This is a genomic window from Cellulosimicrobium sp. So1_17, from assembly GCF_055181235.1.
Window position 1 is genome coordinate 2,328,722 of sequence record NZ_CM143702.1, and the last position, 23,401, is coordinate 2,352,122.

Here is a 23,401-nt window from a genome sequence, read left to right on the forward strand (position 1 = left end):
CACGACCCCACCCTCCACCCAGCACCGAAGGGACCTCGACCGATGACCGCTCCTGGTGACCTCGACCTCTCCCCCGCCACCGCTCCGGGTGCCGTGCCCGCCTCGGCGGACGACCTGTCGTCGGGCACCGCACCCGACCCCGTCCTCACGGGCCCCGGCTTCGGCACGCTGTCCATCGCCGCGATCCTCGCGGAGACGGCGCACCGCCGGCCCGACGCCACCGCGTTCCTCGTCGGCGACGCGACCGTGACCTACGGAGACCTGTGGGCGCAGAGCCGCGCGTACGCGGGCGCGCTGCTCGCGCGCGGCGTCCGGCCGGGCGACCGCGTCGCGATGCTCGTGCCGAACGTGCCCGACTTCGCACGCGTCTACTACGGTGCGCTGTCGATCGGCGCCGTCGTGGTGCCGATCCACCTGCTGTTCAAGGCGGCGGAGATCGAGTTCGTGCTGCGCGACGCCGGGGCGAGCCTCCTCGTCGCCGGCGCGCCGTTCCTCGGGGAGGCCGGACCGGCCGCCGCCGCGGCCGGGATCCCCACCGTGACCGTGCTCGTGCCCGACGCGCTGCGCGACCAGGTCCCGTTCCCGCGCCTGGAGGACGAGGCGGCGCAGGCCGAGCCCGTCCGCACGTACGCGTCGGTCAACCCGCTCGCCGCCGCGACGATCCTCTACACGAGCGGGACGACGGGGCGCCCCAAGGGCGCGGTCGGCTCGCACCTCGCGATGATCGAGCAGGTGCACGTCGCGCTGATCGACACGTTCGACCTGCGGCCCGACGACGTCGTGTTCGGCGGCCTGCCGTTCTTCCACACGTTCGGTCAGATGGCGGTGCTCAACATCGCGTTCCGCAAGGGCGCGGCGATCGTGCTGCTGCCCAAGTTCGACCCGGACGAGGCGCTCGCCCTGCTGGTGCGGCACCGCGCGACCGTGTTCACAGCCGTCCCGACGATGTTCGTCGGCATGGTCCAGGCCGCCGAGCGCACGAGCGACCGGCCGCCGCTGCGCTACGCCGTGTCGGGCGGCGCGGCGCTCCCCGTGCCCTTGCTCGAGGCCTTCTCGCGCACGTTCGGCGCCGAGGTCCACGAGGGCTACGGGCTCACCGAGACGTCCCCCACCGCCGCGTTCAACCCCGTCGGCGAGCCGATCCGGCCCGGGACGGTCGGGCGCCCGCTCTGGGGCGTCGACGTCGAGATCGCCGACGCGGACGTCGACGACCGCGTCGACCTGCTCGGAGCGGGCGAGCTCGGCGAGATCGTCATCCGGGGCCACAACCTGTTCAAGGGCTACCTCGGCAACCCGGAGGCCAACGCGCAGACGGTTGTCGACGGCTGGTTCCGGACGGGCGACCTCGGCACCAAGGACCCCGACGACATCGTGACCATCGTCGACCGCAAGAAGGACATGATCGTCCGCAACGGGTACAACGTGTACCCGAGCGAGGTCGAGGACGTCATGACCGGCCACCCCGCCGTCGCCCAGGCCGCGGTGTTCGGGCTCGCGGACGACACCCACGGCCAGGAGGTCCACGCCGCCGTCGTGCTCATGCCGGGCCGCAGCGCCGACGCCGCGGAGATCGTCGCGTTCACCAAGGAGCGCGTCGCCGCGTACAAGTACCCGCGTCACGTGCACCTCGTCGAGACGCTGCCGCTCGGTGGCTCGGGCAAGGTGCTCAAGCGCGAGCTCGTCGCGTCGTTCGAGGCGGCCCGCTCCACCGAGGGGGCGTGACCGGCATTCGGCGATCGGCCGGGTGAACGTGGTCGGCCAGGAGAACGTGCTCGCCCGCCGCCGCGGGAGCGCGACCCAGCGCCTTCCGACGTACGCGCACCAGGAGGTCGCTCTGCCGGTAGCTGCGGCAACCCTGGCACACCTGCGTCACTTCGACGACTGTCGCAAAAACCCTGGTTGCTGTTCCGCGACACCGAGGGTTGTCGGACACGAGTTCTGCGACAGCTTCTTGTCGGCGTGTCGCGATGATCGGTGCGGTGTACGACAAACGGTCGGTTGTGCGGTGTCGAACAATCCCGGCCGCAAGGTCAAGGAATCGCAACCGATTACCGGTCGTTGCGTCTAGGGCGTGTCTCCCAAAGAGTTCCCAATGGCTTCATCGCGGAGACGAACGAACCCCCCTCGAGCGGAGTCTCTCTGGCCGAACCGGCCACGCTCGATCAAGGCTGCGACCGGTTGGAGGAGGTGGTGCGACCGATCGGATGAGGTCGGCAGGGGTCCTGCGAGACGAGTCTTGAGACATCAAGCAACGCAGGAACAACAACCCTGAAGGAGTTCGATCACCATGAAGCTCACCAAGATCACGGCAGCCGTCGGAACCGGAGTCCTCGGCCTTGGCCTCGTCGGAGCCCTGACCGCGTCTGGCGCCTCGGCCGCGGAGATCGCCCCCGTCGAGCGCCCCGCCACGCAGGCGACCGAGTACGCCAGCCATGACGACGCGGGTTCGGAGTACGCCTCCCACGACGACACCGCTCCCGAGGTCATCGTCCGGGACAACACCGGCGGTGAGGTCATCACCCGCGGCGACACCGCCCCCGAGGTCATCGTCCGCGACAACACCGGCGGTGAGGTCATCACCCGCGACAACACCGCCCCCGAGGTCATCGTCCGCGACAACACCGCCCCCGAGGTCATCGTCCGCGACAACACCGCCCCCGAGGTCTCCACCCACGACAACACCGTCCCCGCTCCGATCGAGGGCAGCACGTTCCACCCCGACGCCAACGGTGGCGGGTACTGGACCCACGACGACGTCCTTCCCGCTCCGATCGAGGGCAGCACGTTCCACCCCGACGCCAACGGTGGCGGGTACTGGACCCACGACGACGTCCTTCCCGCTCCGATCGAGGGCAGCACGTTCCACCCCGACGCCCAGGGCGGCGGCGGGTACTGGACCCACGACGACGTCCTTCCCGCTCCGATCGAGGGCAGCACGTTCCACCCCGACGCCCAGGGTGGCGGCGGGTACTGGACCCACGACGACGTCCTTCCCGCTCCGATCGAGGGCAGCACGTTCCACCCCGACGCCGAGGGTGGTGGCGGGTACTGGACCCACGACGACCCCGCCGACGACCCGACCGACAACCCGACCGACAACCCGACCGACAACCCGACCGACAACCCGACCGACAACCCGACCGACAACCCGACCGACAACCCGACCGACGGCGGCGGCGACGCGACGAACAGCACCGACGACGCCACCAGCGGCACGGCTACCGTCGCGAACACCGTCAGCACGAACGGCGCGAGCGACGCGCCTGCCGCCCCCCTCACCGGCGCCCAGGCAGACGAGTCGACCGGTTCGCTGGCCCAGACCGGCCTGGACACCGAGGTGCTGGCGGCATCGGCCCTCGGCCTGGCGGCCCTTGGCGGTCTCGCCCTGGCCGTCGCACGGCGCCGGCGCCAGAGCGCGAGCTGACACCAGAGGTACAACTACGCGAGGGGTCGCCACCACCGGCGGCCCCTCGCTTCGTGTGAGCACGTGCGTCCGCTCTGGGACGACAGATCCTGTACGCCGCGTGGATGAGCGCCCGGGGCGGGTGCTTGCCCGATACGGTGGGCCGGTGAGCAGGGAGATCTCTGCGGACACCCGGACCGACGTGGCGCTCGGGTGCGTGGCGGCGCTGCTGGGTATCGCGGTCGTCACGGCACGGATGCCCCCGGACTCCCTCGGCCTGCCGGTCGGTGTGGAGGCGGCGGGACAGGTCGTCGGCGGTGTGCTGATCGTCGGGTCACGACGGCGGCCGCTGCTCGTCTACGTGTCGTGCCTGGCGATCTCCGTGGCGGTGCCCGTCGGAGCGGTGTGCATCGCGGCGTTCATGGTGGGCCGCTGGGCCCGAGCCGATCGGCGCTCCGTGATCACCACGCTCGGTGGTCTCGTGCTCCTGCTCGGGTCGTGGTGGGCGATGGACCGCGACTGGCAGGCCTCGCACATCGTGGCGTTCGTAGCGGCCACCCTGGTGGGGTGGCTCCTGGGCCGTGCGCTCGCGTCGTCGGACGAGGCCGCGCAGGCCCGTGCCGAGGAGCGCCACGCCGCCGCCGCACTGCTCGCGGCGGCGGTCAGGCAGGCCGAGCGCGACCGCCTGGCGGGCGAGATGCACGACGTGGTGGCCCACCGGGTGTCTTTGATGGTGCTCGACGCCAACCGGATCGAGGCGGGCTCTGCCCCCGACGACCGGGCGGTCGCGGCCCAGATCCGCGACACCGGGCGAGCGGCCCTGGCCGACATGCGCGAGGTGCTCCAGAGGTTGCAGCGCGACGACCTCGACAAAGGACTCGCGCGCCACTCGTTCACGGAGATCGACGACCTGGTCAACGGTGTGCGGGAGGTCGGTCAGCCCGTCGAGGTCACCGTCACGGCGCCGGGGAGCCAGCCCCCGGACCTGGCGGAGCGGACGGCGGTGCGGATCGTCCGCGAGGCACTGACCAACGCGGCCCGGCACGCACCCGGCGCCGCGACCTTCGTGGAGATCGACGAACAGGGGCACGACCTGCTCGTCCACGTCCGCAACGCCGCGCCCGCGCATGCGCCGCAGGTCGAGCTGACCACCGGCGGCCACGGCCTGCGTGCGCTGAGCGAGCGCGTCGCGCTGATCGGCGGCCAGTGGCGGGCGGGGCCGACGAGCGACGGGGGGTTCGCCGTGCAGGCGACGCTGCCGAGGGGGTACCAGTGATCAGCGTGGTGATCGTGGACGACGAGGAGCTGTTCCGCAGCGGGCTCGCCGAGCTGCTCGACGCCGCACCGGACATCGAGGTCGTCGGGCAGGCGGCCGACGGCCGCGCCGGCATCGAGGCCGTCCAGGCGCACCGCCCCGACGTCGTCCTGCTGGACATGCAGATGCCCGTGATGGACGGCCTGGCAGCGGCCGCCGAGATCCGGCGCAGCGTTCCGAGCACCGCGGTCGTCGTCGTGACGAGCTTCGACTACGACGAGTTCATCCTGCCCGCGCTGCGGCTGGGCGCGGCCGGCTACCTGCTCAAGGACTCGAGCGCCGACGAGCTGCGCCGCGGCATCCGCGTCGCAGCAGCCGGCGAGGCGATGCTCTCCCCCGCAGTGACCCGTCACCTCCTGGACGTGGTGGGCGAACGCCTCGGTGAGGACCACAGCCAGTCCGTCCGCCTCGTCGCAGGACTGAGCGAACGCGAACGCGACGTGCTCGGCTGCGTCGCAGCCGGCATGACCAACCCCCAGATCGCGCGACACCTCTACAGCGCCGAGACCACCGTCAAGACCCACCTCGCCCACGCCCTGACCAAGCTCGGCGACATCAACCGCACCCAGGCCGCGATCATCGCCCACGAAGCCGGCCTCACCCCTCCTGCGGCCTAGGAGAAGGGCACGAATGGGGGTTGCTCTGGTCCGGCTAGCAATGACTGGAGCACGAGCGCCGACGCGAGCACGGCAATCGGGATCGCCGCACCGAGGAGCGCCCATCGGACCGCTGCCGTCGCTGTCAGCTCTCCACGAGCTCTGATGCGTGTGACCACGCCGACGGCGAACAGCACTGCGACGAGCAACAGGACGAGCCCAGCTACAGCACGTACGACGACCGGTCGATCGGGAACTCCGTCGAGGAGTCCGCTCGAGCCAGCGTTCAGCCACCACAGCTCCCAGAGGTACTCGCTGACGGCCCAACCCAGAAGCAAGGTCGGCGGCGTGGTGACGAGCGCCGCACCTCCCACGATGAGCGCGACGCTCTGCCGACGTGTCGACTGTCGCTCCGCAATGTCGGCTGACCTCATGGCCGAACGGTAGCAAAGGTGCAGAAGGGACAGACGAGCCCGGGGCCAAGCGAAGATCTCGGGCACGCCAGTGCCCCGCCAGGGCACTGCTCGCGCAGATCAGACCGTTTGTCGGACGTCGCAGAACCTTCTTTAGCGACGCCTGACAAACGGTTGTTTTTGCAACATCGGACAAGTGGCCCGTTATGTCCGACGGGTTCGTCAGAGCGCGTTGTGGCGCGTCTACCCTCAAGCGGGTACTGGTCCCGGGGTGAAGAGCGGCAATCCTCTCGGCGTGTCGCATGCTGCTCTGGGCGCGCGAGTGGTCTAGTGCTCCCGCTCAGCACTGTGCGAGCGCTTCTAGAGAGTGGGTTTCAATGACGAACCTGCGCTGGACGACACCCCTCGTCCTGCTCCTGGCAACTGCAATTGCAGCGCCTGCTTCTGCCTCGGCACCATCACCGGATGGCAGCGAGAGCGACCAGGTCACCGCGGCCGCGGCCTGCATCCCTTCCTCAAAGATCACGGGCCAACTCCTCAACACATCAGGCGGATACCTCAAGTACGCCCCCGTGTCGGTCAGCGTGCTGCCGCCCGAGAGCACCACCGGTGACCTCCAGTCCGTGCTCCTGGGCGAGACGACGACCGACGCGCTCGGCCGGTTCGAGCTCGTGCGGTGCAACGGTGGGATGCCCGTCTCCGACCTTGGCGACGGCTCCTACATGCTGGTCTTCACGGGCGGCGACGAGGCCAATTTTGTCTACACCGAGGCGATCATGAAGAAGCCGACCACCCTGGGTGCGGCCTGGACGCTCGCCGACGCCCCGCAGGCCTATACAGGCGGAACGGCCCCGCTGGAGTCCGTCAACGGTGGTGCGACGGAGGTAGGCACGGTCGGCATCGTGACGGAGGCACACGCCGCCGGCGACGGAGCCGAGCTGGAGAACCCGGTGTACGAGGACGAGAACGGCAACCCGCAGGATCCGACGATCCTTGACGATCCGCCGTCGGGCACGATGAACACGATGGCGATCCCGACCTCGGTGTGTTCCGGCTCGGTCTCGTATACGGCAACGAACACCTACACGCGCGCGTGGGTCCCGATCCAGCGATTCAAGACTCGTACCCGGCTCGGCGCCTCCTTCGACTGGAGCACGACCAAGGAGACGAGCCTCGGTGTCGCGATGACCGGATCGAAGGGCAAGTACAACGTCGGGCTCTCGAAGTCGCTGACCAACAACACTGCGACCGGCATGAGCGTCAACGCGAATACGAACAGCGCCTTCCGCACTGATGTGGAGTGGCGCTACCGCGGCTACAAGGTCACGTGCTGGCCTGTGGGCTCCAACGCCCCGGTCGCCACAGGACAGATCGCGTGGCGCCCGTACAACTGGACTGGCGGTAACCGGAACGCCATCTCCCAGCCGACCTGGTCATGCGTGGCGAGCAGGACGGTCTCGCTCGCGAATGCCATCTGGGTCGCGCGTGACCGCACGGTCACGTGGTCGGGGAACTACTCCATCGGCGGCGTCTCTCTCTCGAACTCGCAGAGGACGAGCACCAGCGCCAAGCTGACGCTGATCCCGAAGGCTAGCGGTGCGAAGGCGTGTGGCAGCAACTCCACTCCGACGACCGCGGCTCAGGTGCAAGAGGCCCCATGATCCGTCACCACCGCAAGGTGGCCGTCGCGCTCGGCCTGGCACTCCTCCTCTCGGGGTGTCAGGCCGAGCCGTCCGCGTCCGACGACTTCCGCGCGACAGAGCCTCACGGGTGGGCTGTCGAGGTCACGCCTGGCGAACCAGTGACCGACGGCCTGGAGGTGCTGTACCTCGACGTGCCGGGGGAGGCCACGATCACCGACGTCTCGTTCACCCCGGAGGACAGCGGTATCGAGATCGTCGGCGTCTCGATCCTCGGTCCCGAGGACCGTGAGATCGGTGCGACGCAGCTCGCCCCCGGCTTCCCGCCTGCACCGGCCGACGTCAGCGCGACCGTGGATACCTTCGACGACGCCGTCGGGTACACGGTGACGTACGAGGGCTCTCGGGCTCCAGCAGACGAACCCGAGGCGATCGAGGGATACCAGCTCCTCATCGGGATCACAGCTGACGAGCCCGGACGCTTCGAACGGAAAACGATCGAGGTCACCTACGAGATGGACGGTGCGGAGAGGCAGTACTCGATCCCGGCAGAACTCGTCGTCTGCTCGGGTGCCCCGATCGACGAGAGCGGCTTCGACTGCGCCAACTGACTCGGCATCTGCTGCGAAACCCAACGTTTGTCGTGCGTCGCAAAACCAGGTTCTGCGACGCACGACAAACGGTCGGTTTAGCGGTGTCCGACAACCCCGGACGGGTTGTCAAGACCTGGTCCAGATGACGCCATCGGGTGGTTGGGGGTGCGGCGATCAACGCCTCCGGATCGGCGAGCACCCTTTCGGGTTCGTGGTCCGTGTTCTATGTATGGCGACGGCGACAGAGGGTTCGTGGCACCGAAGCTCGGCCGGGCTACCTGTGCACCGAGGGCCGCTGGTTCGGCAACACGACTACAGTCAAGGCCGTAGCCGCGTCGCTCTGCACGCCGACCAGCCAGTCGATGCAATGGAAGTGACCCACATGAGCACCAAGGCCCCTCAGCCCGCCGCCATGCGGCCCATCGTCGCCAGCGCCCACCAGGACATCCCCGAAGCCACTGAGCCGTCGCGCGGGATCCTCGGCAACAGCTTCTGGGCCTGCCTCTTCTGGGGCGCCGTCATCGCAGCCGTCGCATACCTCTCGGCGACCTACTCCTGGGCGCCGATGACGTTCCTCATCGGAGCGCCCATCGCGGCCGTCATCGTCGGCACCGCGATGACCCTCCACCACAACAGGCGAAACCGCCGCTGAGCACCAACGGCCACCGACGACGGGCCCCTGCGCCTCAGGTGCAGGGGCCCGTTCCGGTTTGCCCGGCCACGAGACGACCTGGCGGCGTGGAGCTCAACACCTGGTCATACAAGTGCGCGCTCGCTTGCGACGAGAGAAGGAACAGTCGCTCGGCGTCACCGTGTCCGGCGTAGCGGCCAGCAGCCACATGTCCTCTATTGCGCCGTACGACAAACGGTCGGTTGTGCGGTGTCCGACAACTTCGGTCGGGTAGAGATCTGGTCCAGATGAAGCTATCTGGTGGTCGACGGCGCGCGGACGATCACGTCGGATGGCCCAACGGGCGCGCCATCCCTCCTTGACCTGGATGGTCGATGGCAGTTCGCCCACGCGATCGCCTCAACGAGGTGCACAGCCTGCGTCCGCCTGCCGTGCGAGGGCCATGCGAACCGCTCACCCGGGGCGCCCGTGTCACGGGGTGAGCGGTTCGAGTCCTCAGTGCTGCACGTCGTAGACGAGCTTGACCACGCCGTTCGCATACGTTGCGGAGTCGCGCAGTGACAGGGTGCGACGGTCGGCGCCGCGTGCGCCGAAGATCGTCTTGCCGCCGGGCAGGAGGTAGGGGAACGTCAGCAGGTTGTAGCGGTCGATGAGGCCGGCCTCGCCCAGCCGCAGGGCGAGCTCTGCGCTGCCGTGGATGAAGATCGCACCCCCGTCGGCCTGCTTGAGGTCGGCGACGTCCTGGGTGCTGCGCAGGATCGTCGTCGGCCCCCAGCCGTCGACGAGAGCGTCCTCGTCGAGAGTCGTGGACACCACGTACTTGGGAAGCTCCTGGTACGCCGCATGGTCGGAGGACGTCGGCCAGAAGCTTGAGAACGCCTCATAGCTGCGTCGGCCGAACAGCAGGGCCGTCGTCTCCTCGAGCTCTTCGCCCTTCAGGGCGTACGCCTCCGGGACGAAGTCGGTGTCGAACACCCACCCGCCTCCGGGATGGCCCTCGGCCGTTCCGCCGGGAGAGTCGACCGAGCCGTCGAGGGTGATGAATCCGGTGTAGACGAGTTCGCGTGCCATGGTTCCGTTCCTGTTCGGGTGGTGGAGTCTCAGTGCCTTCACGACGACGTCGAACGGCGCACCCTCGGTTCGACATCTCTTCGAGAAGACTCTCGCCGAGCCCGCGCCTGACTATCGAGACGACGGTCAGACCCCGGACCGTACGTGCCACCGACAGCTCGGGTCACCCGTAAATTGCCTGCACCCCTAGGTGATGGTGACGGTGATGATGCCCGTCTGCTGCTGGACGCTCGAGGTGAGGCAGCTGAGGAGGTCGAGGTCCGGGTACACGGCGATCCGTTCGGAGATGGACCCTTCGCCGAATCCGTCGGTCACCGTGCCGGTCGACGTCACGATGAGCTGGCCAGCGGCACGGACGACGGTGGTCACCGGGTAGGTGATGGTGCTGGTCTGGCCGCCTTGCCAGTGATACGTCACGACGTTCTCCACGAGGGTGTCGCCGAGCCCCTGGAGAAGGCAGCTGACCTCCTGCTCGAACACGGTGACGGCGGCGCCGGCGGCGAACGGGCCGATGCACGAGCCACCACCGTCCGTGCCGAGCTCCTCGGTCACGGTCTGCGTGGTCGGCTTCGGGAGCGGACCGAGCGCGGGACTGTAGCTGGTCGTCACGGTCCCGGTACAGATGATCGGACCCCCGTCCTCGTCGGGCGGGTCCGCGGAGGCAGCCGTGCCGGTCGCAAGGATGGCCGTGGCAGCCAGGAGCAGGGTCGAGGCGGAAGCCGCAAGGCGGTTCCTCGAGGTTCTGTGCGTCATGGCATCCCCTCAGAGCTCATGAGGCGAACGTGCGGAGGAGCGCTGGCATGCGGCAGCGCATGAGTCGACGGCTCGCCGACCGATGAAGGTGTCGAATCCATGCTGCGGCCGCACCCCATGGCCGACAAGTGCTGGCGCCAGCAGGCAGACCCTGCGGTCACCTCGAGGCAGCCTTCGGCATCTCGTCGCCCTCACCGGCGAGCGCAACGTCGTCCTGAACGAGCCCGCCGAACCTTGCTGGACCCGTAGGCCCGTTGACGGGCAGGGCGTCCAGGCAGGATCGGTCGTGCGCCCCCTTCGCAGCAGGCCGCGGGAGAGGTGTCAGTCGTCGGCCGCGCTCCTGAGGACGAAGAAGAGGAAGCACAGGAACGCCGAGCGCTCACCACTGACGATGCGCGGTGGGAGCAGCTCGGGAGGCGTCCGGGGCGAGGGTTGCGGCTCGCTCAGGACCTCGATGCCGAAGCCCGCGGCGGTGAACGCGTCGACCATCGCGTGCAGGGGGCGATGCCACATCGTCAGCACGCCTGGCGCACCGTCGAACAGGAACTCCTCGGAGTACTGCCGGGTGGCGAAGTAGTCCTCGCCCGGGTAGTTGATCACGCTGGCGGTGGGGTGGTTGACGGAGATGACGAGCCGACCGCCGGGCTTCAGCACACGCCGGATCTCCGTCAGCGGCGCCACCCAGTCCTCGAGGTAGTGCAGCACGAGCGAGGCGACCACGTCGTCGAACGCACCGTCCGCGAACGGCAGCGGCCGCGCGAGGTCCGCGACGTGCAGCGGCACGCCGTCGCCGAGCCTGCGGCGCGCGAGGTCGATCATCGCGGGGCTGCCGTCGAACCCGGTCATGGCGGCGCCCTTGTCACGCAGCGCCGCCGTCAGTGGTCCGGAGCCACACCCGGCGTCGAGGATGCGCCGGCCGCGGACGTCGCCGGCGAGGCGGATCATGGCCGGCCGTTCGTAGTGCGCGTTGAGCAGGCTCGACGCGTTCTCCGCGTCGTACCTGGCCGCGAAACGGTCGTAGTGGTCGGCCTTCATGGTGCTCCTTCGCTCGGACGTCCCGACGTCGGGACGCTATCGGGACGGGGCGTCCGCGTGCGGCGCAGTCAGCGCGCCCAGCCGGCGGACCAGGAGGCGACGGTCGCCCTCGCGGTCGACGAGGTCGAGCGCGGCGCGCAGGTGCTCGGCCGCCTCGACGGGACGTCCAGCACGTGCGTGGAGCTCGGCACGGACGGCGGGCAGGAGGTGGTAGCCGGCGAGCGCCGGGTCGTCGGCCACCTCGTCGATCGCGGCCAGGCCCGCGTCGCCGCCGCGCACCTCCGCGACGGCGACCGCGCGGTTGAGGGCCACGACCGGCGACCCGGTCATGCTCAGGAGCACGTCGTAGAGCCCGAGGATCTCGGACCAGTCCACCTCAGCGTCGCTGCCGGCGCGGTCGTGCAGGGCCGCGATCGCCGCCTGCACCTGGTACGGACCGGGCCGCGCGGCGGCGAGCGCGACGTCGAGCTCGCGCAGGCCTTCGGTGATCTCGTCGTGGCGCCAGCGGGACCGGTCCTGCTCCGCGAGGGTGCGCGCGACGCCGTCGGGCCCCGTCCGCTCGTCGCGCCGGGCGTGCTGGAGCAGGAGCAGGGCGAGCAGTCCACGGGCCTCCGGCTCGTCGTCGAGCAGGCGCGCGGCAAGTCTCGCGAGCCGGACCGCGTCGTCGGCCAGGGCGCGCCGCTCCACCGAGCCGTCCGTCTCGTCCGCCGGTTCCGCCCAGGCGTCGTACCCCTCGGTGAAGAGCAGGTAGAGCACCGTCAGCACCCCCGTGACGCGCTCCGCGCGCAGCTCCGGGGGCGGGACCCGGAACGCGATGCCGGTCGCGCGGATGCGTCGCTTGGCGCGCACCAGGCGCTGCGCCATCGTGGCCTCGGGGACGAGGAACGCGCGGGCCACCTGCGCCGTCGTCATGCCGACGAGCGACCGCAGCGTCAGCGCCACCCGGGACTCAGCGGGCAGCGCGGGGTGGCAGCAGGTGAACAGCAGGCGCAGCAGGTCCCCGTCCGGGTCGTCGATGTCCCATGCGTCGTCGTCCAGGACCAGCGCCACCTCGTCGGGGACCGGGTCCGCGGTGCGCCCGACGGCGAGCGGTCCGGCGTCGACCCGTTCCGCGAGCCGCGCCGCCGCCGAGGTCCGGTCCGCGTCGACCCGACGGCGTCGCAGCACGTCGATGGCGTGGCGCCGGGCGGTGGTCGTCAGCCAGGCCCCGGGACGCTCGGGGACGCCGTCGCGCCCCCACGTCCGGAGCGCCGTCGCGAACGCCTCCTGGGCGGACTCCTCGGCCAGGTCGAGGTCGCCCGTGCTGCGCGCGACGGCGCCGAGGACGCGGCCCCACTCGGTGCGGAACGCGTCCTCGACGGCCGAGCCGGAGCTCATCGCCGGCACCGCGGCTCAGGCGTCGTCGAGGTTCAGCGGCCAGACCGGTCGCAGCTCGATCGCGCCGCCACGCGCCATCGGGTGCTCGGACGCGATGGCGATCGCGGTGTCCAGGTCGTCGGCCTCCAGGACGTCGAACCCGCCGATCGCCTCCTTCGTCTCCGAGAACGGGCCGTCGGTGACGAGGACGCGGCCGTCGCGCACCCGCACGCCGACCGCGTCGGCCGGCGGCCGCAGCCGGTCGCCCAGGACCGCTGCCCCGCTGCCGTAGTGCCGCTCGACCCACTGCTCGATGGTGGGTCCGCTCTCGGCGTCCTCGGACCGCAGCTCGGGGTCGTGCGGCGTGCTCAGGACCAGCATCAGGTAGCGCATCAGGACTCCTCCGCCCAGGTCGTGGTGGGCCGGCGGAGCACCATCGGCCCGAAGAACGCCACGTCGGCGGCCTCGATGCCGTCGCCGACGCTGCGACGCCCGTCACCGTACAGCGTGGTGGTGTCGGCCCGCCCACGCGGGCGGTCGGCCCGCAGGATCATGTCCAGGAATCTCATCGTGCCTCCTCCTCGTGCGCGGCCCGTGCGGCCGCACACCAGGACGACGAAGCCCGGACGCCGAGATCGACACCTCGAGCCGAGGATCTTTCGAGCCGGTCGACGGACCGAGCCCCGGTCGACTCGACCGGGGCTCGATCTCACGGGTAGATCGGGGAGCCGTCAGGGCTGCGGGATCCCCTCGTTCTCGAAGGGGACCGCCTCGCCGGTGAAGTCCTCGACCGGCCCGTCCGCGGAGTCGGTCGCGTAGACGGGGCCGACGTAGTCCTGCACCCCGTCGGCGACGACCGTGATCCCGACGCCGTCGTACGCCGAGTGGTCGTCCGCCGCGAACGCGAGCGGCATGATCCCCGCCCCGACGACGTCGCCCGACTGGAGCGCCTCGACGAGGCTCTCGCGCGTCGGGTCCTCCCCGGCACGGGCGAGCGCCTCCGCGAACGTGTAGGCCACCGACATGCCGTAGACGGTGTTGCCGTCGAAGGGCGCGCCGTCGTTGTACTGGTCGTTCACGTCGCGGAAGTGCGTGACCCACGGATCGGCGGGGCTGAAGGAGAGGTAGTTTGTCGAGACGAAGCCCTCGAGCAGCAGCGGCGCGACGTCGTCGCCGAGGAAGCCCGCGAGGGTCGGGTAGTCGCCGCCGGACGACGACGACAGCCACCGCGCCTGGTAGCCGAGCTGCGCCGCGGTGCCGAGCGCGAGCGCCGTGAACCCGTTGACGGTCGCGAGGAAGTTGGTGTCGCACCCCGCGGCCTGCATGGCGCCGATCTGCGCGGTGACGTCCTGGTTGGAGACGGAGTACGTCTGCACGGACGCCAGCCCGTCGGCGCCGAGCACGGCCTCGAGGCCCTGCTGGAACTCCTCCCCGAAGTCGTCGTCCTGGCCGAGCACGCAGTACGTGCTGCCGTCGAGCTCCTCCTGCGCGTAGTGGGCCAGCGCCTTGCCCTCGACCACGTAGTCCGCGTTGAACGCGAACGTCCAGGGGTACTCCTCCGGCTGGTCCCAGCTCGTGCTGCCGGACGCGACGAACAGGTCGGGCACCTCGTTCTGGTCGAGGTAGTCGAGGACCGCGGAGTGGGTGGGCGTGCCGAGACCGTTGAGGACCGCGAAGACCTCGTCCTCCTGGACGAGCTCGCGCACGACGGTCTGGGTGTTCGCCGGGTTGTAGCCGTCGTCCTTGACGACGTACTCGATGGTGCGGCCGTTGATGCCGCCCTGCTCGTTGAGGTAGTCGAAGTAAGCGGTGGCCGCGGCGGAGATCGACGAGTAGCCGGCCGCGGCCGGACCGGTGAGCGGGGTGTGCGTGCCGACGGTGACGGTGGAGTCGGTGACGCCCGTGGCGTCCCCCTCCTCGTCGCCGGACGCGGTGGATCCCGGGACGCTGCAGGCCGTGAGGCCCAGGGCGAGGGCCGGGACGGCGAGGACTGCGACCGCGCGCAGGCGGCGGGTGGTGAGTGACATCGGCGTCACCTCTCTGTGTCGGCGTGGAGCGGTACGTCCGACGGTTCGTCGGACGGTTCGTCGGACGGATCGACGGCACGGCGTGCAGCCGGTTCGTCGGCAAGGGAATCGGCAGGGGCTGACGACGCGCGACGGCGGCGAGACGTCGACCGGGACTGCAGCGCGCCGGTGAGACCGCCGGGGGCGGCGACCATGACGACGACGAGCAGGACGCCGAACAGCAGGACGGCGAGGTTGCCGTCCAGCCGCTGGGCCAGGTCCCCGGGCACGGGCAGGGCGTCGGCCAGGAGGCCGGCGAGCCACGGCACGAGGACGAGCAGGACGGCGCCGATCACGGCACCGCGCAGGCTGCCGAGACCGCCCAGGACGACCGCGACGAGCAGCAGGAGGGACAGCGCGAGGCCGTAGCCACCGGGGGCGACGGACTGCGTGACGAAGCACAGCACCGCGCCGCCGAGGCCGGCACCGACGGCGCTCGCCGTGAACGTCGCGACCATGACCCGGCCGGCGGGGATGCCGGCGAGGCGCGCGGCGACGGCGTCGTCCCGCACGGCCCGGATGCGCAGACCGAGGCGGCCGTCGCGCAGCAGCGCGAGACCCGTGACGACGACGGCGGCCACGACGACCGCGACCCACGCCTGCCACTGCTCGATCCCGAGGAGGCCCTGCAGCGGCTCGGGCACGCCGTCGAACGCGACCTGGACTCCCTGATCACCGCCGAGCACCGTGCTCCACGTCGTCGCGAGCGCGGGCAGCGCGAGGACGAGCGCGAGCGTGAGGCCCGCGAGGTACGGGCCGTGCAGGCGCGCGCCCGCGAGCCCGAGGAGCAGGCCGAGCGCCCCGGCGACCGCGGCGCCCGCGAGCAGCGACGGCACGACCCGCGCCCCGCCCTCGAGCCCGGCGTCGGTCAGCGCGTTCGCGGTGAGCGCGTACCCGTAGCCGCCCGCCGCCATGAGCGCGGCGTGCCCGAGGGACACCTGCCCGGCGAGCCCGACGAGGAGGGTGAGCCCCGCCGTCGCGCACAGGTACACCGCGACGAGCGCGACCTGGTAGCTGCGGAACGGGTCGAGGAAGAGCACGGCCACGAGCACGGCCGGGGTGGCGACCGCGGCGAGGAGGAGCGTGCGGCGGGCACCGGCGAGGCGGCTCATGCGCGCCTCGCCTCCCCCACCGCGAGCAGGCCCTGCGGTCGCACGAGCAGCACGACCACGAGGAGCACGAGGACGGCGAGGGGCGCCACGCTCGCGCCGAGGTACCCGGTGACGAGGCTGATGAGCACGCCCACCCCGATGCCGCCGACGAGGGCCCCGACCGGCGAGTCGAGCCCGCCGACCACCGCAACGGTGAAGCCGAGCACGAAGAGCATGTCGGTCGCGTGCGGCGTCAGGCCGAGCTCGGTCGGCACGAGCAGGATCGCCGCGAGCGCCGCGACGGCCGACGACAGCGCCCACCCCAGCGTGAGCAGCCGCGACACCCTGATGCCGAGCATGCGCGACACCTCGGGCGCGAACGCCGCCGCCCGCATCTGCAGGCCGAGCCGTGTGCGGGTGAAGAGCAGCCCGAGCCCCGCCATGACGACGAGCGCGACCACGAGGACGAACAGGTCGTACGGCGAGAGCAGCGGGACGCCGCCGACGCTGATCGGCCGCTCGTCGAACGGCGCCTCGACGGGCAGCGTCCGGCCGCCCACGATGATCCCGAGCGCCGACTGGAGGATCATCACGAGCCCGATCGCCACGATCACCCCCGCGAGCGGCGAGCTGCCCGCGACGCGGCGCATCAGGCCGCGCTCGACCGCCCAGCCGAGCGCGGCGCCGGCGACGAGCGCTGCGACGAGCCCGACGACGAAGCTCCCCGTCGTGCGGGTCACCACGTACGCGACGTAGGTCGCGGTGACGGCCATCGCGCCCTGCGCGAAGTTCACGACGCGCGCCGCGCGCCAGACGAGCACGAGCGAGAGCGCGAAGAGCGCGAGCACGGCGCCGCGGGCGAGCCCGGTGCCGAGGAGGAACACGAGTCGGTCCATCAGAACCCCAGGTAGGCGTGGCGGAGGGTGGTGTCGTGCAGGAGCTCCGCCGCGGGTCGGCTCGCGACGACCTCGCCGAGGCCGAGCACGACGCCGTGGTCGGCGACGGACAGTGCGCTCGCGACGTTCTGCTCGGCGAGCAGCACGGTGAGGCCCGTCGCGTCGCACAGCCGCCGCAGGACGGCCATGATCTGGGCGACGACGCGGGGCGCGAGGCCGAGCGACGGCTCGTCGAGCAGCAGGACGCGCGGGGCGGCGACGAGCGCGCGGGCGAGCGCGAGCATCTGGCGCTCGCCGCCGGAGAGCTGGTGCCCCGCGCTGGTGCGGCGGCGCGCGAGCGGCTCGAAGAGCTCGTACGCGTCGGCGATCGCCGTGCGCCGGTCCGCCGGGGTGCGCCACAGCGCTCCGAGGCGCAGGTTCTCCTCGACCGTCAGCTCGACGACGACGCCACGCCCCTCGGGCACGTGCGCGAGACCCCGGCGCGACCGGTCCTCGACGGACAGGCTCGCGAGGTCGACGCCGTCGAGCCGGACGGTGCCGGCCGTCGGTGCGACGAGGCCGGAGGCCGTGCGCAGCAGGGTCGTCTTCCCGGCGCCGTTCGCGCCGACGAGCGCCACGATGCGCGCGGTCGGGACGTCGAGGTGCACGTCGCGCAGCACGGGGGCGCCGCCGTAGCCGACGGTGAGGCCGTCGATCTCCAGCGCGGCGGTCACCGGTCGACCTCCGTGCCGAGGTAGGCCTCCTCGACGGCGGGGTCGTCGCGCACCTCGGCGGGCGTCCCGCACGCGATGACGCGGCCGAAGTCGAGCACGACGACGCGGTCGCACACCTCCATGACGAAGTCCACGTGGTGCTCGACGAGCAGCACCGCGCACCCGCCGCGCGCCACGCGGCGCACGAGCCCGGCGAGGTCGTCGATGTCGGCGGCACCGAGACCGCCGGCGGGCTCGTCGAGCAGGAGGAGTCCCGGACGCGAGACGAGGGCCCGCGCGAGCGCGACCTTCTTCTGGTCGGGGTAGGGCAGCGCCGTGGGACGGGCGGCGGCGAGGTGGCCGATGCTCAGCCCGTCGAGCTCGGCCAGCGCACGGTCGACCCCTCCGCGCCGGTCGGGGCACGCCGCCACGACGTTCTCCAGGACCGTCAGGCCGGCGAACAGGCCGAGACCCTGGAGCGTCCGGGCCACGCCGTGGCGGACGAGGCGGTCCGGACGCGGCGCCCGGTCCCCTCGCCCGCCCGCGACGGCGACCGTGCCCTCGGTCGGCGGGACCAGCCCGCACACGGCGTTGAACAGCGTCGTCTTGCCGGCTCCGTTGGGGCCGATGAGCCCGACGACCTCGCCGTCGTCGACGCGCAGGGAGACGTCGGTGAGCGCGGTGAGCCCGCCGAACCGCACGGTCAGGCCGTGCACGGCGAGCCGCGGGACCAGCGTCGCGGGGGGAGCAGCGGTGGTGGACATCGGCACCTCTTCGTGTCGGTTCCTCTGAACGATACAACAAAGACCGACCGGCCGGTATGTCGATTCGGCAACGATTCCTGGCGGTCTCGGGGCGGACGGCGCGCTCGACGGCGCACCCCACGATCAGGAGTGCGGGATGCCCGCGATCATGCCGCCGTCGACGACGAGCTCGGTACCCGTCGTGTACGCGGACTCGTCGCTCGCGAGGTGCACGACGGCCCCGGCGACGTCCTCGGGCAGGGCCGGGCGCCCGAGCGGGATGTGCGGCGACTCGGGGTCGAGGCGTTCGGTCATGGCCGTGAGGACGAACCCGGGGTGCACGGAGTTCACGCGGATGTTCTCGGGACCGAGCTCGACCGCGAGCGACTTGGTGAGGCCGCGCACGCCGAACTTCGACGCGACATAGCCGTGCAGACCGGGGCTGCCGCGCATGCCCTCGACCGAGGACACGTTGACGATCGACCCGCCGCCGGCGGCGCGGAGCGCGGGCAGGACCGCCCGCACGCCCAGGTAGGTGCCGGTGAGGTTCACCGCGATGACGGCGTCCCACTTCTCCCGCCCGTACCGCTCGATCCGACCGGCGTTCGCGATGCCCGCGTTGTTGACGAGCACGTTCAGCGCGCCGAACCTCTCGACGGTCGCGTCGACCGCCGCCGCCCAGCTCGCCTCGTCCGTCACGTCGAGCCGGAGCGCGAGCGCCCGGTCCCCGAGCTCGTCCGCGAGCGCCTCCGACTCCTCCTCGAGGAGGTCGGCGACGACGACGCGCGCCCCCTCCGCGTGCAGCGCGCGCACGTACGCCGCGCCGAGCCCGCGGGCTCCTCCGCTGACGAGCGCGACCTTGCCGTCGAGCCGGGCCATGACTGCTCCTTCGATCGGGTGCCGTACGGGCAGGTTCAGCCGACGTTCAGCCGACGCGGACGACCAGGCGGCCCGTCGTCGCGCCGTCCGCGAGGCGCTGCACGGCGTCCGCGGCGTCCTCGAACGGGACGACGGCGCCGACCACGGGCCGCACGGCGCCCCCGGCGACGAGCCGGGAGATCTCGTCGTGGACCTGCGCGACGAGGTCGGGTCGCTCGCGCGCGTACAGACCCCAGTGCAGGCCGAGCACGCCGTAGTTCTTCACGAGCGCGTGCTCGGGGCGGACCCTCTGGATGCGTCCGCCGGCGAACCCGACGACGACGATCCGGCCCTCGAACGCGACGCAGCGGACCGAGGCGTCGAACGCGTCCCCGCCGACGGGGTCGACCACGACGTCGGCCCCGCGACCGCCGGTGGCCTCCTTGACGGCGGCCACGAGGTCGTCGCGTGTGCGGTCGAGCACGACGTGCGCGCCGGCGTCGCGCGCGACCTGCGCCTTCGCTGCACCGCCCACGACCCCGACCACGCGAGCCCCGGCGGCGACCGCGAGCTGCACGGTCGCGGTCCCGACGCCTCCGGCGGCGGCGTGCACGAGCACCGTCTCGCCCGGCTGCACGGCGGCCCGCCGGTGCAGGGCGAACCACGCGGTCTGGTAGGCGATCGTCAGCGCCGCGGCCTCGGCGTCGTCGAGCGCCTCGGGCGCGGGGAAGACCTCGGACTCCGCGAGGACCGCGACCTGCGCCAGGACGCCGATCCGTGAGCCGACCACCCGCTCCCCCACGCGCACGCGCTCGACCCCCGCCCCGACCGCGACGACGTCCCCGCACAGCTCGATGCCGGGCGTGAACGGGACCTCGGGCCGCACCTGGTACTCGCCGCGCGCGAGCAGCACGTCCGGGAAGTTCACCGCGACCGCGCGCACGCGGACCGCGACCTCTCCCGGCCCGGGCTCCGGCTCGGGCACCTCGACGACCCGGAGCGCGTCTCGCGGCTCCCCGAGGCTCGTGACCTGCCACGCCTGCACGCTCATCCGCCGACCCCTGTCGTCGTCGTGGTCCCGGGCAGGACGCTGCGGCCCGCGCTCTCGGCGGAGAGCGCGACGAGGAACATGTCGGTGAGCTGCTCCGCGACCTGCACCTTGGACTCCGGCCCGGCCGGCGAGTACCAGTGGGACAGGTAGTGCACGTCCGAGAAGAAGTGCGCGACCAGCACACCGACCGGGACGTCGGTGCGGTACAGGCCCTCGCGCTGCCCGCGCTCGATCAGCCCGGAGAAGGTGTCGTGGTAGGCCCGACGGCGCTGGGTCACCTCCTGCTGGCGCGGCGCGGACAGCATGTGCGCGCTGCGGAAGAACACCGTGCCCTCGGCCAGGAAGTCGATCGACGTCTCGATGACGTCGACGCACACGGCGCGCAGCGTCTGCGCCGTCGGCTCGCCGCGCCCGATGATCTCCTCGAGGTGCGACGTCTGGAGCGACAGGATCCGCTCGTAGATCGCGAAGAGGAGGTCGTCCTTGGACTCGAAGTAGTGGTACATCGCGCCCTTGGTCACGCCCGCGGCCTCCACCACCTGGCGCACCGAGGTGTTGGCGAAGCCCTGCGTGGCGAACAGCTCCAGCGCTGCCCGCATGATGTCGTCGACGACGGGTGTCTGCCTCATGCGCCCATCCTCACCCGATCGGGCGGACGCTGCTGCCGCCGTCGATCGTCAGGGTCTGGCCGGTGATCCACGCGGCGTCGTCGGACAGGAGGAAGGCGACCGGCCCGGCGACGTCCGCCGGCTCGCCCAGGCGACCGAGCGGGTACCGCGCGACGACCTCCTCCTCGCGCCCCTCGTAGAGGGCGCGCGCGAGCCGCGTCCGCACGATCGCCGGGGCGACCGCGTTGACCCGCACCCCCGGCGCGAGCTCGACCGCGAGCTGCTGCACGAGGTTGACGAGCGCCGCCTTGGAGACGCCGTAGAACGCGATGCCGGGGCTCGCGGCAAGGCCCGACACCGAGGACGTGCACACGACCGACCCGCCCGCACCCAGTCCGGCCGCGACGGCGTCGCGCGTCCACTCGAGCGCCGCGACGACGTTGACCTCGAGGATCTTGCGGATCGCGTCGGGCTCGATCTCGAGCGCCGGTCCGTAGACGGGGTTGACGCCCGCGTTGTTGACGAGGTGGTCGATGCGGCCGAAGCGGTCGAGCGTCGCGGCCAGGGTCTGGGCACGGTGGGCGGGGTCGTCGGCCTTGCCGGCGACCGTCAGGACATGGTCCGCACCCAGCTTCTCGACGAGCTCCGCGAGCGCCTCGGGCTTGCGCGCCGTCACGACGACGCGAGCTCCCTCGGCGACGAGCCGCTCGACGATCGCGCGCCCGATCCCGCGGCTCGCCCCGGTCACGACCGCGACCCTGCCCTCGAACCTGCGCACGGGCTCCGCCCTCCCGGCCCTCCGGCCACCTCGCCGACGAACGGACAGACCGACCGTTCGGTATGTTGCGAGACCCTAGCATCCCGGGACGCTCGGGTCGACCGTCGAGGTCAGTCCGACGAGGGCGACCACAGGAAGGGCTCTGCCACCGCGAGCGCCACGGCGACGCCGCCCATCGCGAGCCCCACCCGCGTGTGCGGCGCCCGGACGCCGCGGGCCCGCAGCGCCTCGCCCCGGCGGTAGGCCCACTTCTCCCCCGCGACGGCGAGGGCCACGCTCGCGACCACCCCGCCGACCGCGCCCACGGCGATCACCGCGGGCGGCACGGGGAACGGCGAGCGGGCGACGTCGGGCGCGTAGGCGTTGTCCTCACGCTCGGCTCCACGCGGGCGCGGCGCTCCTGGGAGCGCAGCGTCGTCGCCGGGCGTGGCCGAGGTCTCGTCGACGAGCGCGGCCCCGTCACGGAGCGACCGCACGGCCTCCCGGGCTTCGCGACCATCGGCCGTGGACGTCACGGTGAGCACGGCGCCGGCCGCACCGATCGCCGTCTTGAGCAGCGCCCTCGCCCAGCGCGGCCGCACGACGTCGGGGACGGCGTACCACGCGAGGGTCGTGGCCCCCGCGATCGCGACCGTCGTCGGGTCGACGGCTCGTCGGGTGGTCGATGCGTCCTGCGTCATGGCTCCCCTTCTCGTCGGCGTGCTCACGCCTGGGCAACGGCTCACGGCGCCGACGGGTTCCTCGTGGCCGAGCCCCTCGCCGAACCCCGGGTCGCGCGCCGATCCGGCCCCGGAAGGGCGCACGACCCGGGGTTCGGCCTGAGGGCGTCAGGGCACGACGGCGCGCAGCCGCTCGCGCAGGTACCGCACCGCGGGCGCGTCCGTCATCGTCGCGCGCCAGACGACGGTCACCGGGCGCGTCGGCACCGGCTCGCGCACGGGCACCGCGACGACCTCGGACGGCAGCGGCCCGCGACCGAGCCGCGGGACCAGGGCCACCGCGAGCCCGTGCGCGACGAGCTCGACCTGCGACGCGAACTCGAGGCACCGGTAGTCGATCCGGGGGACGCGCGGCTGGCGCGCGAACATGTGGCAGAACCACTCGTAGCAGATCGTCCCGTCCGGGGTGCAGACCCAGGTCTCGTCGAGCAGGTCGGCCGGGGTCAGGGCGTCCCGGCCCGCGAGCGGGCTCGTCCGGTGCACGAGGACGTCCGCCTCGTCGCGGAACAGCTCCTCGCTGCGCAGGCTCGGTGGGAGCGAGATCCCGACGCCCTCCCAGTGGTGCACGAGCGCGAGGTCGAGCGTCCCGGCGGCGACCGCGGCGACCGCGTCCCACGGCTCGGCCTCCTGCACGACGAGCCGCAGGTCGGGCTCGTCCGCGCGCACGGCGGCGGCGAGCGGCGCGACGACGCCCCGCACCGCCGTCGAGAAGGTCCCGAGCCGCACGGTCCCCGTGGGGCGCGCACCGGCGTCGTGGAGGCGGGAGCGCAGCGCCTCGACCTGCTCCCGCAGGACGCGCCCCTCGTCGACGACGCGCCGCCCCGCGGACGTGAGCACGACCCCGCGGCCCTCGCGGTCCAGCAGCCGCACGCCGAGCTCGCGCTCGAGGCGCTTGACCTGCTGCGACACCGCCGACGGCGTGTACCCGAGATCCCGGGCCGCAGCGTGCACGGTGCCCGTGCGCTCGACGGCGACGAGGGCGTCCACGGCGGCGAGATCGATCATGCACCCACGCTACCGTGCAGTTCCGCTACCGGGAACGCGTCATGTCTGTGCGCTGGACGTGCACGGAGGGACCGGTCAGGCTGGCCCC

General features: G+C 72.0%; 25 protein-coding genes. 7 read left to right on the top strand and 18 right to left on the bottom strand.

All coding sequences use genetic code 11. The features are described 5' to 3' along the window. Positions 1-42 precede the first annotated feature (42 nt). The 4 genes from ACZCLJ_RS10265 (at position 43) to ACZCLJ_RS10280 (ending at position 5,335) form a co-directional block, all read left to right on the top strand. Positions 43-1,722 carry a long-chain-fatty-acid--CoA ligase gene (locus ACZCLJ_RS10265; RefSeq protein WP_463103603.1) on the top strand — a complete coding sequence of 560 codons (1,680 nt, stop codon included), beginning with the start codon at positions 43-45 and terminating at the stop codon, positions 1,720-1,722. 565 nt (positions 1,723-2,287) lie between these two features. Then, positions 2,288-3,424, top strand: a complete 1,137-nt coding sequence (locus ACZCLJ_RS10270; RefSeq protein WP_463103604.1) for a PT domain-containing protein — start codon at positions 2,288-2,290, stop codon at positions 3,422-3,424. Between the two features lie 145 nt (positions 3,425-3,569). Further along, positions 3,570-4,679 carry a sensor histidine kinase gene (locus ACZCLJ_RS10275; RefSeq protein ID WP_463103605.1) on the top strand — a complete coding sequence of 370 codons (1,110 nt, stop codon included), beginning with the start codon at positions 3,570-3,572 and terminating at the stop codon, positions 4,677-4,679. Next, positions 4,676-5,335, top strand: coding sequence for a response regulator (locus tag ACZCLJ_RS10280; protein ID WP_463103606.1), 660 nt, complete (start codon positions 4,676-4,678; stop codon positions 5,333-5,335). The genes ACZCLJ_RS10275 and ACZCLJ_RS10280 overlap by 4 nt, the downstream gene beginning before the upstream one ends. Here the strand turns inward: ACZCLJ_RS10280 and ACZCLJ_RS10285 are convergent. Beyond that, positions 5,332-5,748 carry a hypothetical protein gene (locus ACZCLJ_RS10285; protein ID WP_251152552.1) on the bottom strand — a complete coding sequence of 139 codons (417 nt, stop codon included), beginning with the start codon at positions 5,746-5,748 and terminating at the stop codon, positions 5,332-5,334. The genes ACZCLJ_RS10280 and ACZCLJ_RS10285 overlap by 4 nt on opposite strands. 356 nt (positions 5,749-6,104) lie before the next feature. Here ACZCLJ_RS10285 and ACZCLJ_RS10290 point away from each other — a divergent pair, with 356 nt between their 5' ends. From ACZCLJ_RS10290 to ACZCLJ_RS10300, 3 genes are all read left to right on the top strand, one after another. Then, positions 6,105-7,388: a hypothetical protein gene (locus ACZCLJ_RS10290; protein WP_251152553.1), complete on the top strand. Its 1,284-nt coding sequence runs from the start codon at positions 6,105-6,107 to the stop codon at positions 7,386-7,388. Continuing rightward, positions 7,385-7,978, top strand: coding sequence for a hypothetical protein (locus ACZCLJ_RS10295; protein ID WP_463103607.1), 594 nt, complete (start codon positions 7,385-7,387; stop codon positions 7,976-7,978). The genes ACZCLJ_RS10290 and ACZCLJ_RS10295 overlap by 4 nt, the downstream gene beginning before the upstream one ends. 364 nt (positions 7,979-8,342) lie before the next feature. Next, positions 8,343-8,612 carry a hypothetical protein gene (locus ACZCLJ_RS10300; RefSeq protein WP_251152555.1) on the top strand — a complete coding sequence of 90 codons (270 nt, stop codon included), beginning with the start codon at positions 8,343-8,345 and terminating at the stop codon, positions 8,610-8,612. Positions 8,613-9,086: 474 nt separating this feature from the next. Here ACZCLJ_RS10300 and ACZCLJ_RS10305 read toward each other — a convergent pair whose 3' ends face one another. The 17 genes from ACZCLJ_RS10305 to ACZCLJ_RS10385 all read right to left on the bottom strand — a co-directional run bounded on the left by ACZCLJ_RS10305 (position 9,087) and on the right by ACZCLJ_RS10385 (position 23,313). Beyond that, positions 9,087-9,662, bottom strand: a complete 576-nt coding sequence (locus ACZCLJ_RS10305; protein ID WP_251152556.1) for a dihydrofolate reductase family protein — start codon at positions 9,660-9,662, stop codon at positions 9,087-9,089. Positions 9,663-9,848: 186 nt separating this feature from the next. Then, on the bottom strand, positions 9,849-10,415 hold the full coding sequence (locus tag ACZCLJ_RS10310; protein ID WP_463103608.1) for a hypothetical protein: 567 nt from the start codon (positions 10,413-10,415) through the stop codon (positions 9,849-9,851). Between the two features lie 321 nt (positions 10,416-10,736). Beyond that, complete coding sequence (locus ACZCLJ_RS10315) at positions 10,737-11,450, bottom strand: class I SAM-dependent methyltransferase (protein ID WP_251152558.1); 714 nt, start codon at positions 11,448-11,450, stop codon at positions 10,737-10,739. A 36-nt stretch (positions 11,451-11,486) separates the two neighbouring features. Beyond that, on the bottom strand, positions 11,487-12,827 hold the full coding sequence (locus ACZCLJ_RS10320) for an RNA polymerase sigma factor (RefSeq protein ID WP_251152559.1): 1,341 nt from the start codon (positions 12,825-12,827) through the stop codon (positions 11,487-11,489). 15 nt (positions 12,828-12,842) lie between these two features. Continuing rightward, positions 12,843-13,199, bottom strand: coding sequence for a YciI family protein (locus ACZCLJ_RS10325; protein ID WP_251152560.1), 357 nt, complete (start codon positions 13,197-13,199; stop codon positions 12,843-12,845). Beyond that, a complete protein-coding gene (locus ACZCLJ_RS10330) occupies positions 13,199-13,375 on the bottom strand; it encodes a hypothetical protein (RefSeq protein WP_251152561.1) in 177 nt (58 codons plus the stop codon). Before ACZCLJ_RS10330 ends, ACZCLJ_RS10325 begins: the two co-directional genes overlap by 1 nt. Before the next feature lie 162 nt (positions 13,376-13,537). Continuing rightward, a complete protein-coding gene (locus tag ACZCLJ_RS10335) occupies positions 13,538-14,833 on the bottom strand; it encodes an ABC transporter substrate-binding protein (protein ID WP_463103609.1) in 1,296 nt (431 codons plus the stop codon). A gap of 5 nt (positions 14,834-14,838) precedes the next feature. Next, positions 14,839-15,984, bottom strand: a complete 1,146-nt coding sequence (locus ACZCLJ_RS10340; protein ID WP_463103610.1) for a branched-chain amino acid ABC transporter permease — start codon at positions 15,982-15,984, stop codon at positions 14,839-14,841. Beyond that, positions 15,981-16,859, bottom strand: coding sequence for a branched-chain amino acid ABC transporter permease (locus ACZCLJ_RS10345; RefSeq protein WP_251152564.1), 879 nt, complete (start codon positions 16,857-16,859; stop codon positions 15,981-15,983). Before ACZCLJ_RS10345 ends, ACZCLJ_RS10340 begins: the two co-directional genes overlap by 4 nt. Continuing rightward, positions 16,859-17,572 (bottom strand): ABC transporter ATP-binding protein, encoded by a 714-nt coding sequence (locus tag ACZCLJ_RS10350; protein ID WP_251152565.1) that lies wholly within the window; start codon positions 17,570-17,572, stop codon positions 16,859-16,861. The genes ACZCLJ_RS10345 and ACZCLJ_RS10350 overlap by 1 nt, the downstream gene beginning before the upstream one ends. After that, a complete protein-coding gene (locus ACZCLJ_RS10355) occupies positions 17,569-18,315 on the bottom strand; it encodes an ABC transporter ATP-binding protein (protein WP_463103611.1) in 747 nt (248 codons plus the stop codon). Before ACZCLJ_RS10355 ends, ACZCLJ_RS10350 begins: the two co-directional genes overlap by 4 nt. Before the next feature lie 123 nt (positions 18,316-18,438). Next, the gene (locus ACZCLJ_RS10360; RefSeq protein ID WP_251152567.1) at positions 18,439-19,173 is read right to left on the bottom strand and encodes an SDR family NAD(P)-dependent oxidoreductase; all 735 of its coding nucleotides are present in this window, start codon (positions 19,171-19,173) and stop codon (positions 18,439-18,441) included. Positions 19,174-19,219: 46 nt separating this feature from the next. Beyond that, positions 19,220-20,203 (bottom strand): NADPH:quinone oxidoreductase family protein, encoded by a 984-nt coding sequence (locus ACZCLJ_RS10365; RefSeq protein WP_463103612.1) that lies wholly within the window; start codon positions 20,201-20,203, stop codon positions 19,220-19,222. After that, the gene (locus ACZCLJ_RS10370; protein WP_463103613.1) at positions 20,200-20,832 is read right to left on the bottom strand and encodes a TetR/AcrR family transcriptional regulator; all 633 of its coding nucleotides are present in this window, start codon (positions 20,830-20,832) and stop codon (positions 20,200-20,202) included. Before ACZCLJ_RS10370 ends, ACZCLJ_RS10365 begins: the two co-directional genes overlap by 4 nt. A gap of 10 nt (positions 20,833-20,842) precedes the next feature. Next, entirely contained in the window at positions 20,843-21,589 is a 747-nt protein-coding gene (locus ACZCLJ_RS10375; RefSeq protein ID WP_251152570.1) for an SDR family oxidoreductase, read from the bottom strand. Between the two features lie 110 nt (positions 21,590-21,699). After that, a complete protein-coding gene (locus ACZCLJ_RS10380) occupies positions 21,700-22,269 on the bottom strand; it encodes a hypothetical protein (RefSeq protein WP_463103614.1) in 570 nt (189 codons plus the stop codon). A gap of 147 nt (positions 22,270-22,416) precedes the next feature. Beyond that, positions 22,417-23,313 (bottom strand): LysR family transcriptional regulator, encoded by an 897-nt coding sequence (locus tag ACZCLJ_RS10385; protein ID WP_251152572.1) that lies wholly within the window; start codon positions 23,311-23,313, stop codon positions 22,417-22,419. Positions 23,314-23,401: the final 88 nt, after the last annotated feature.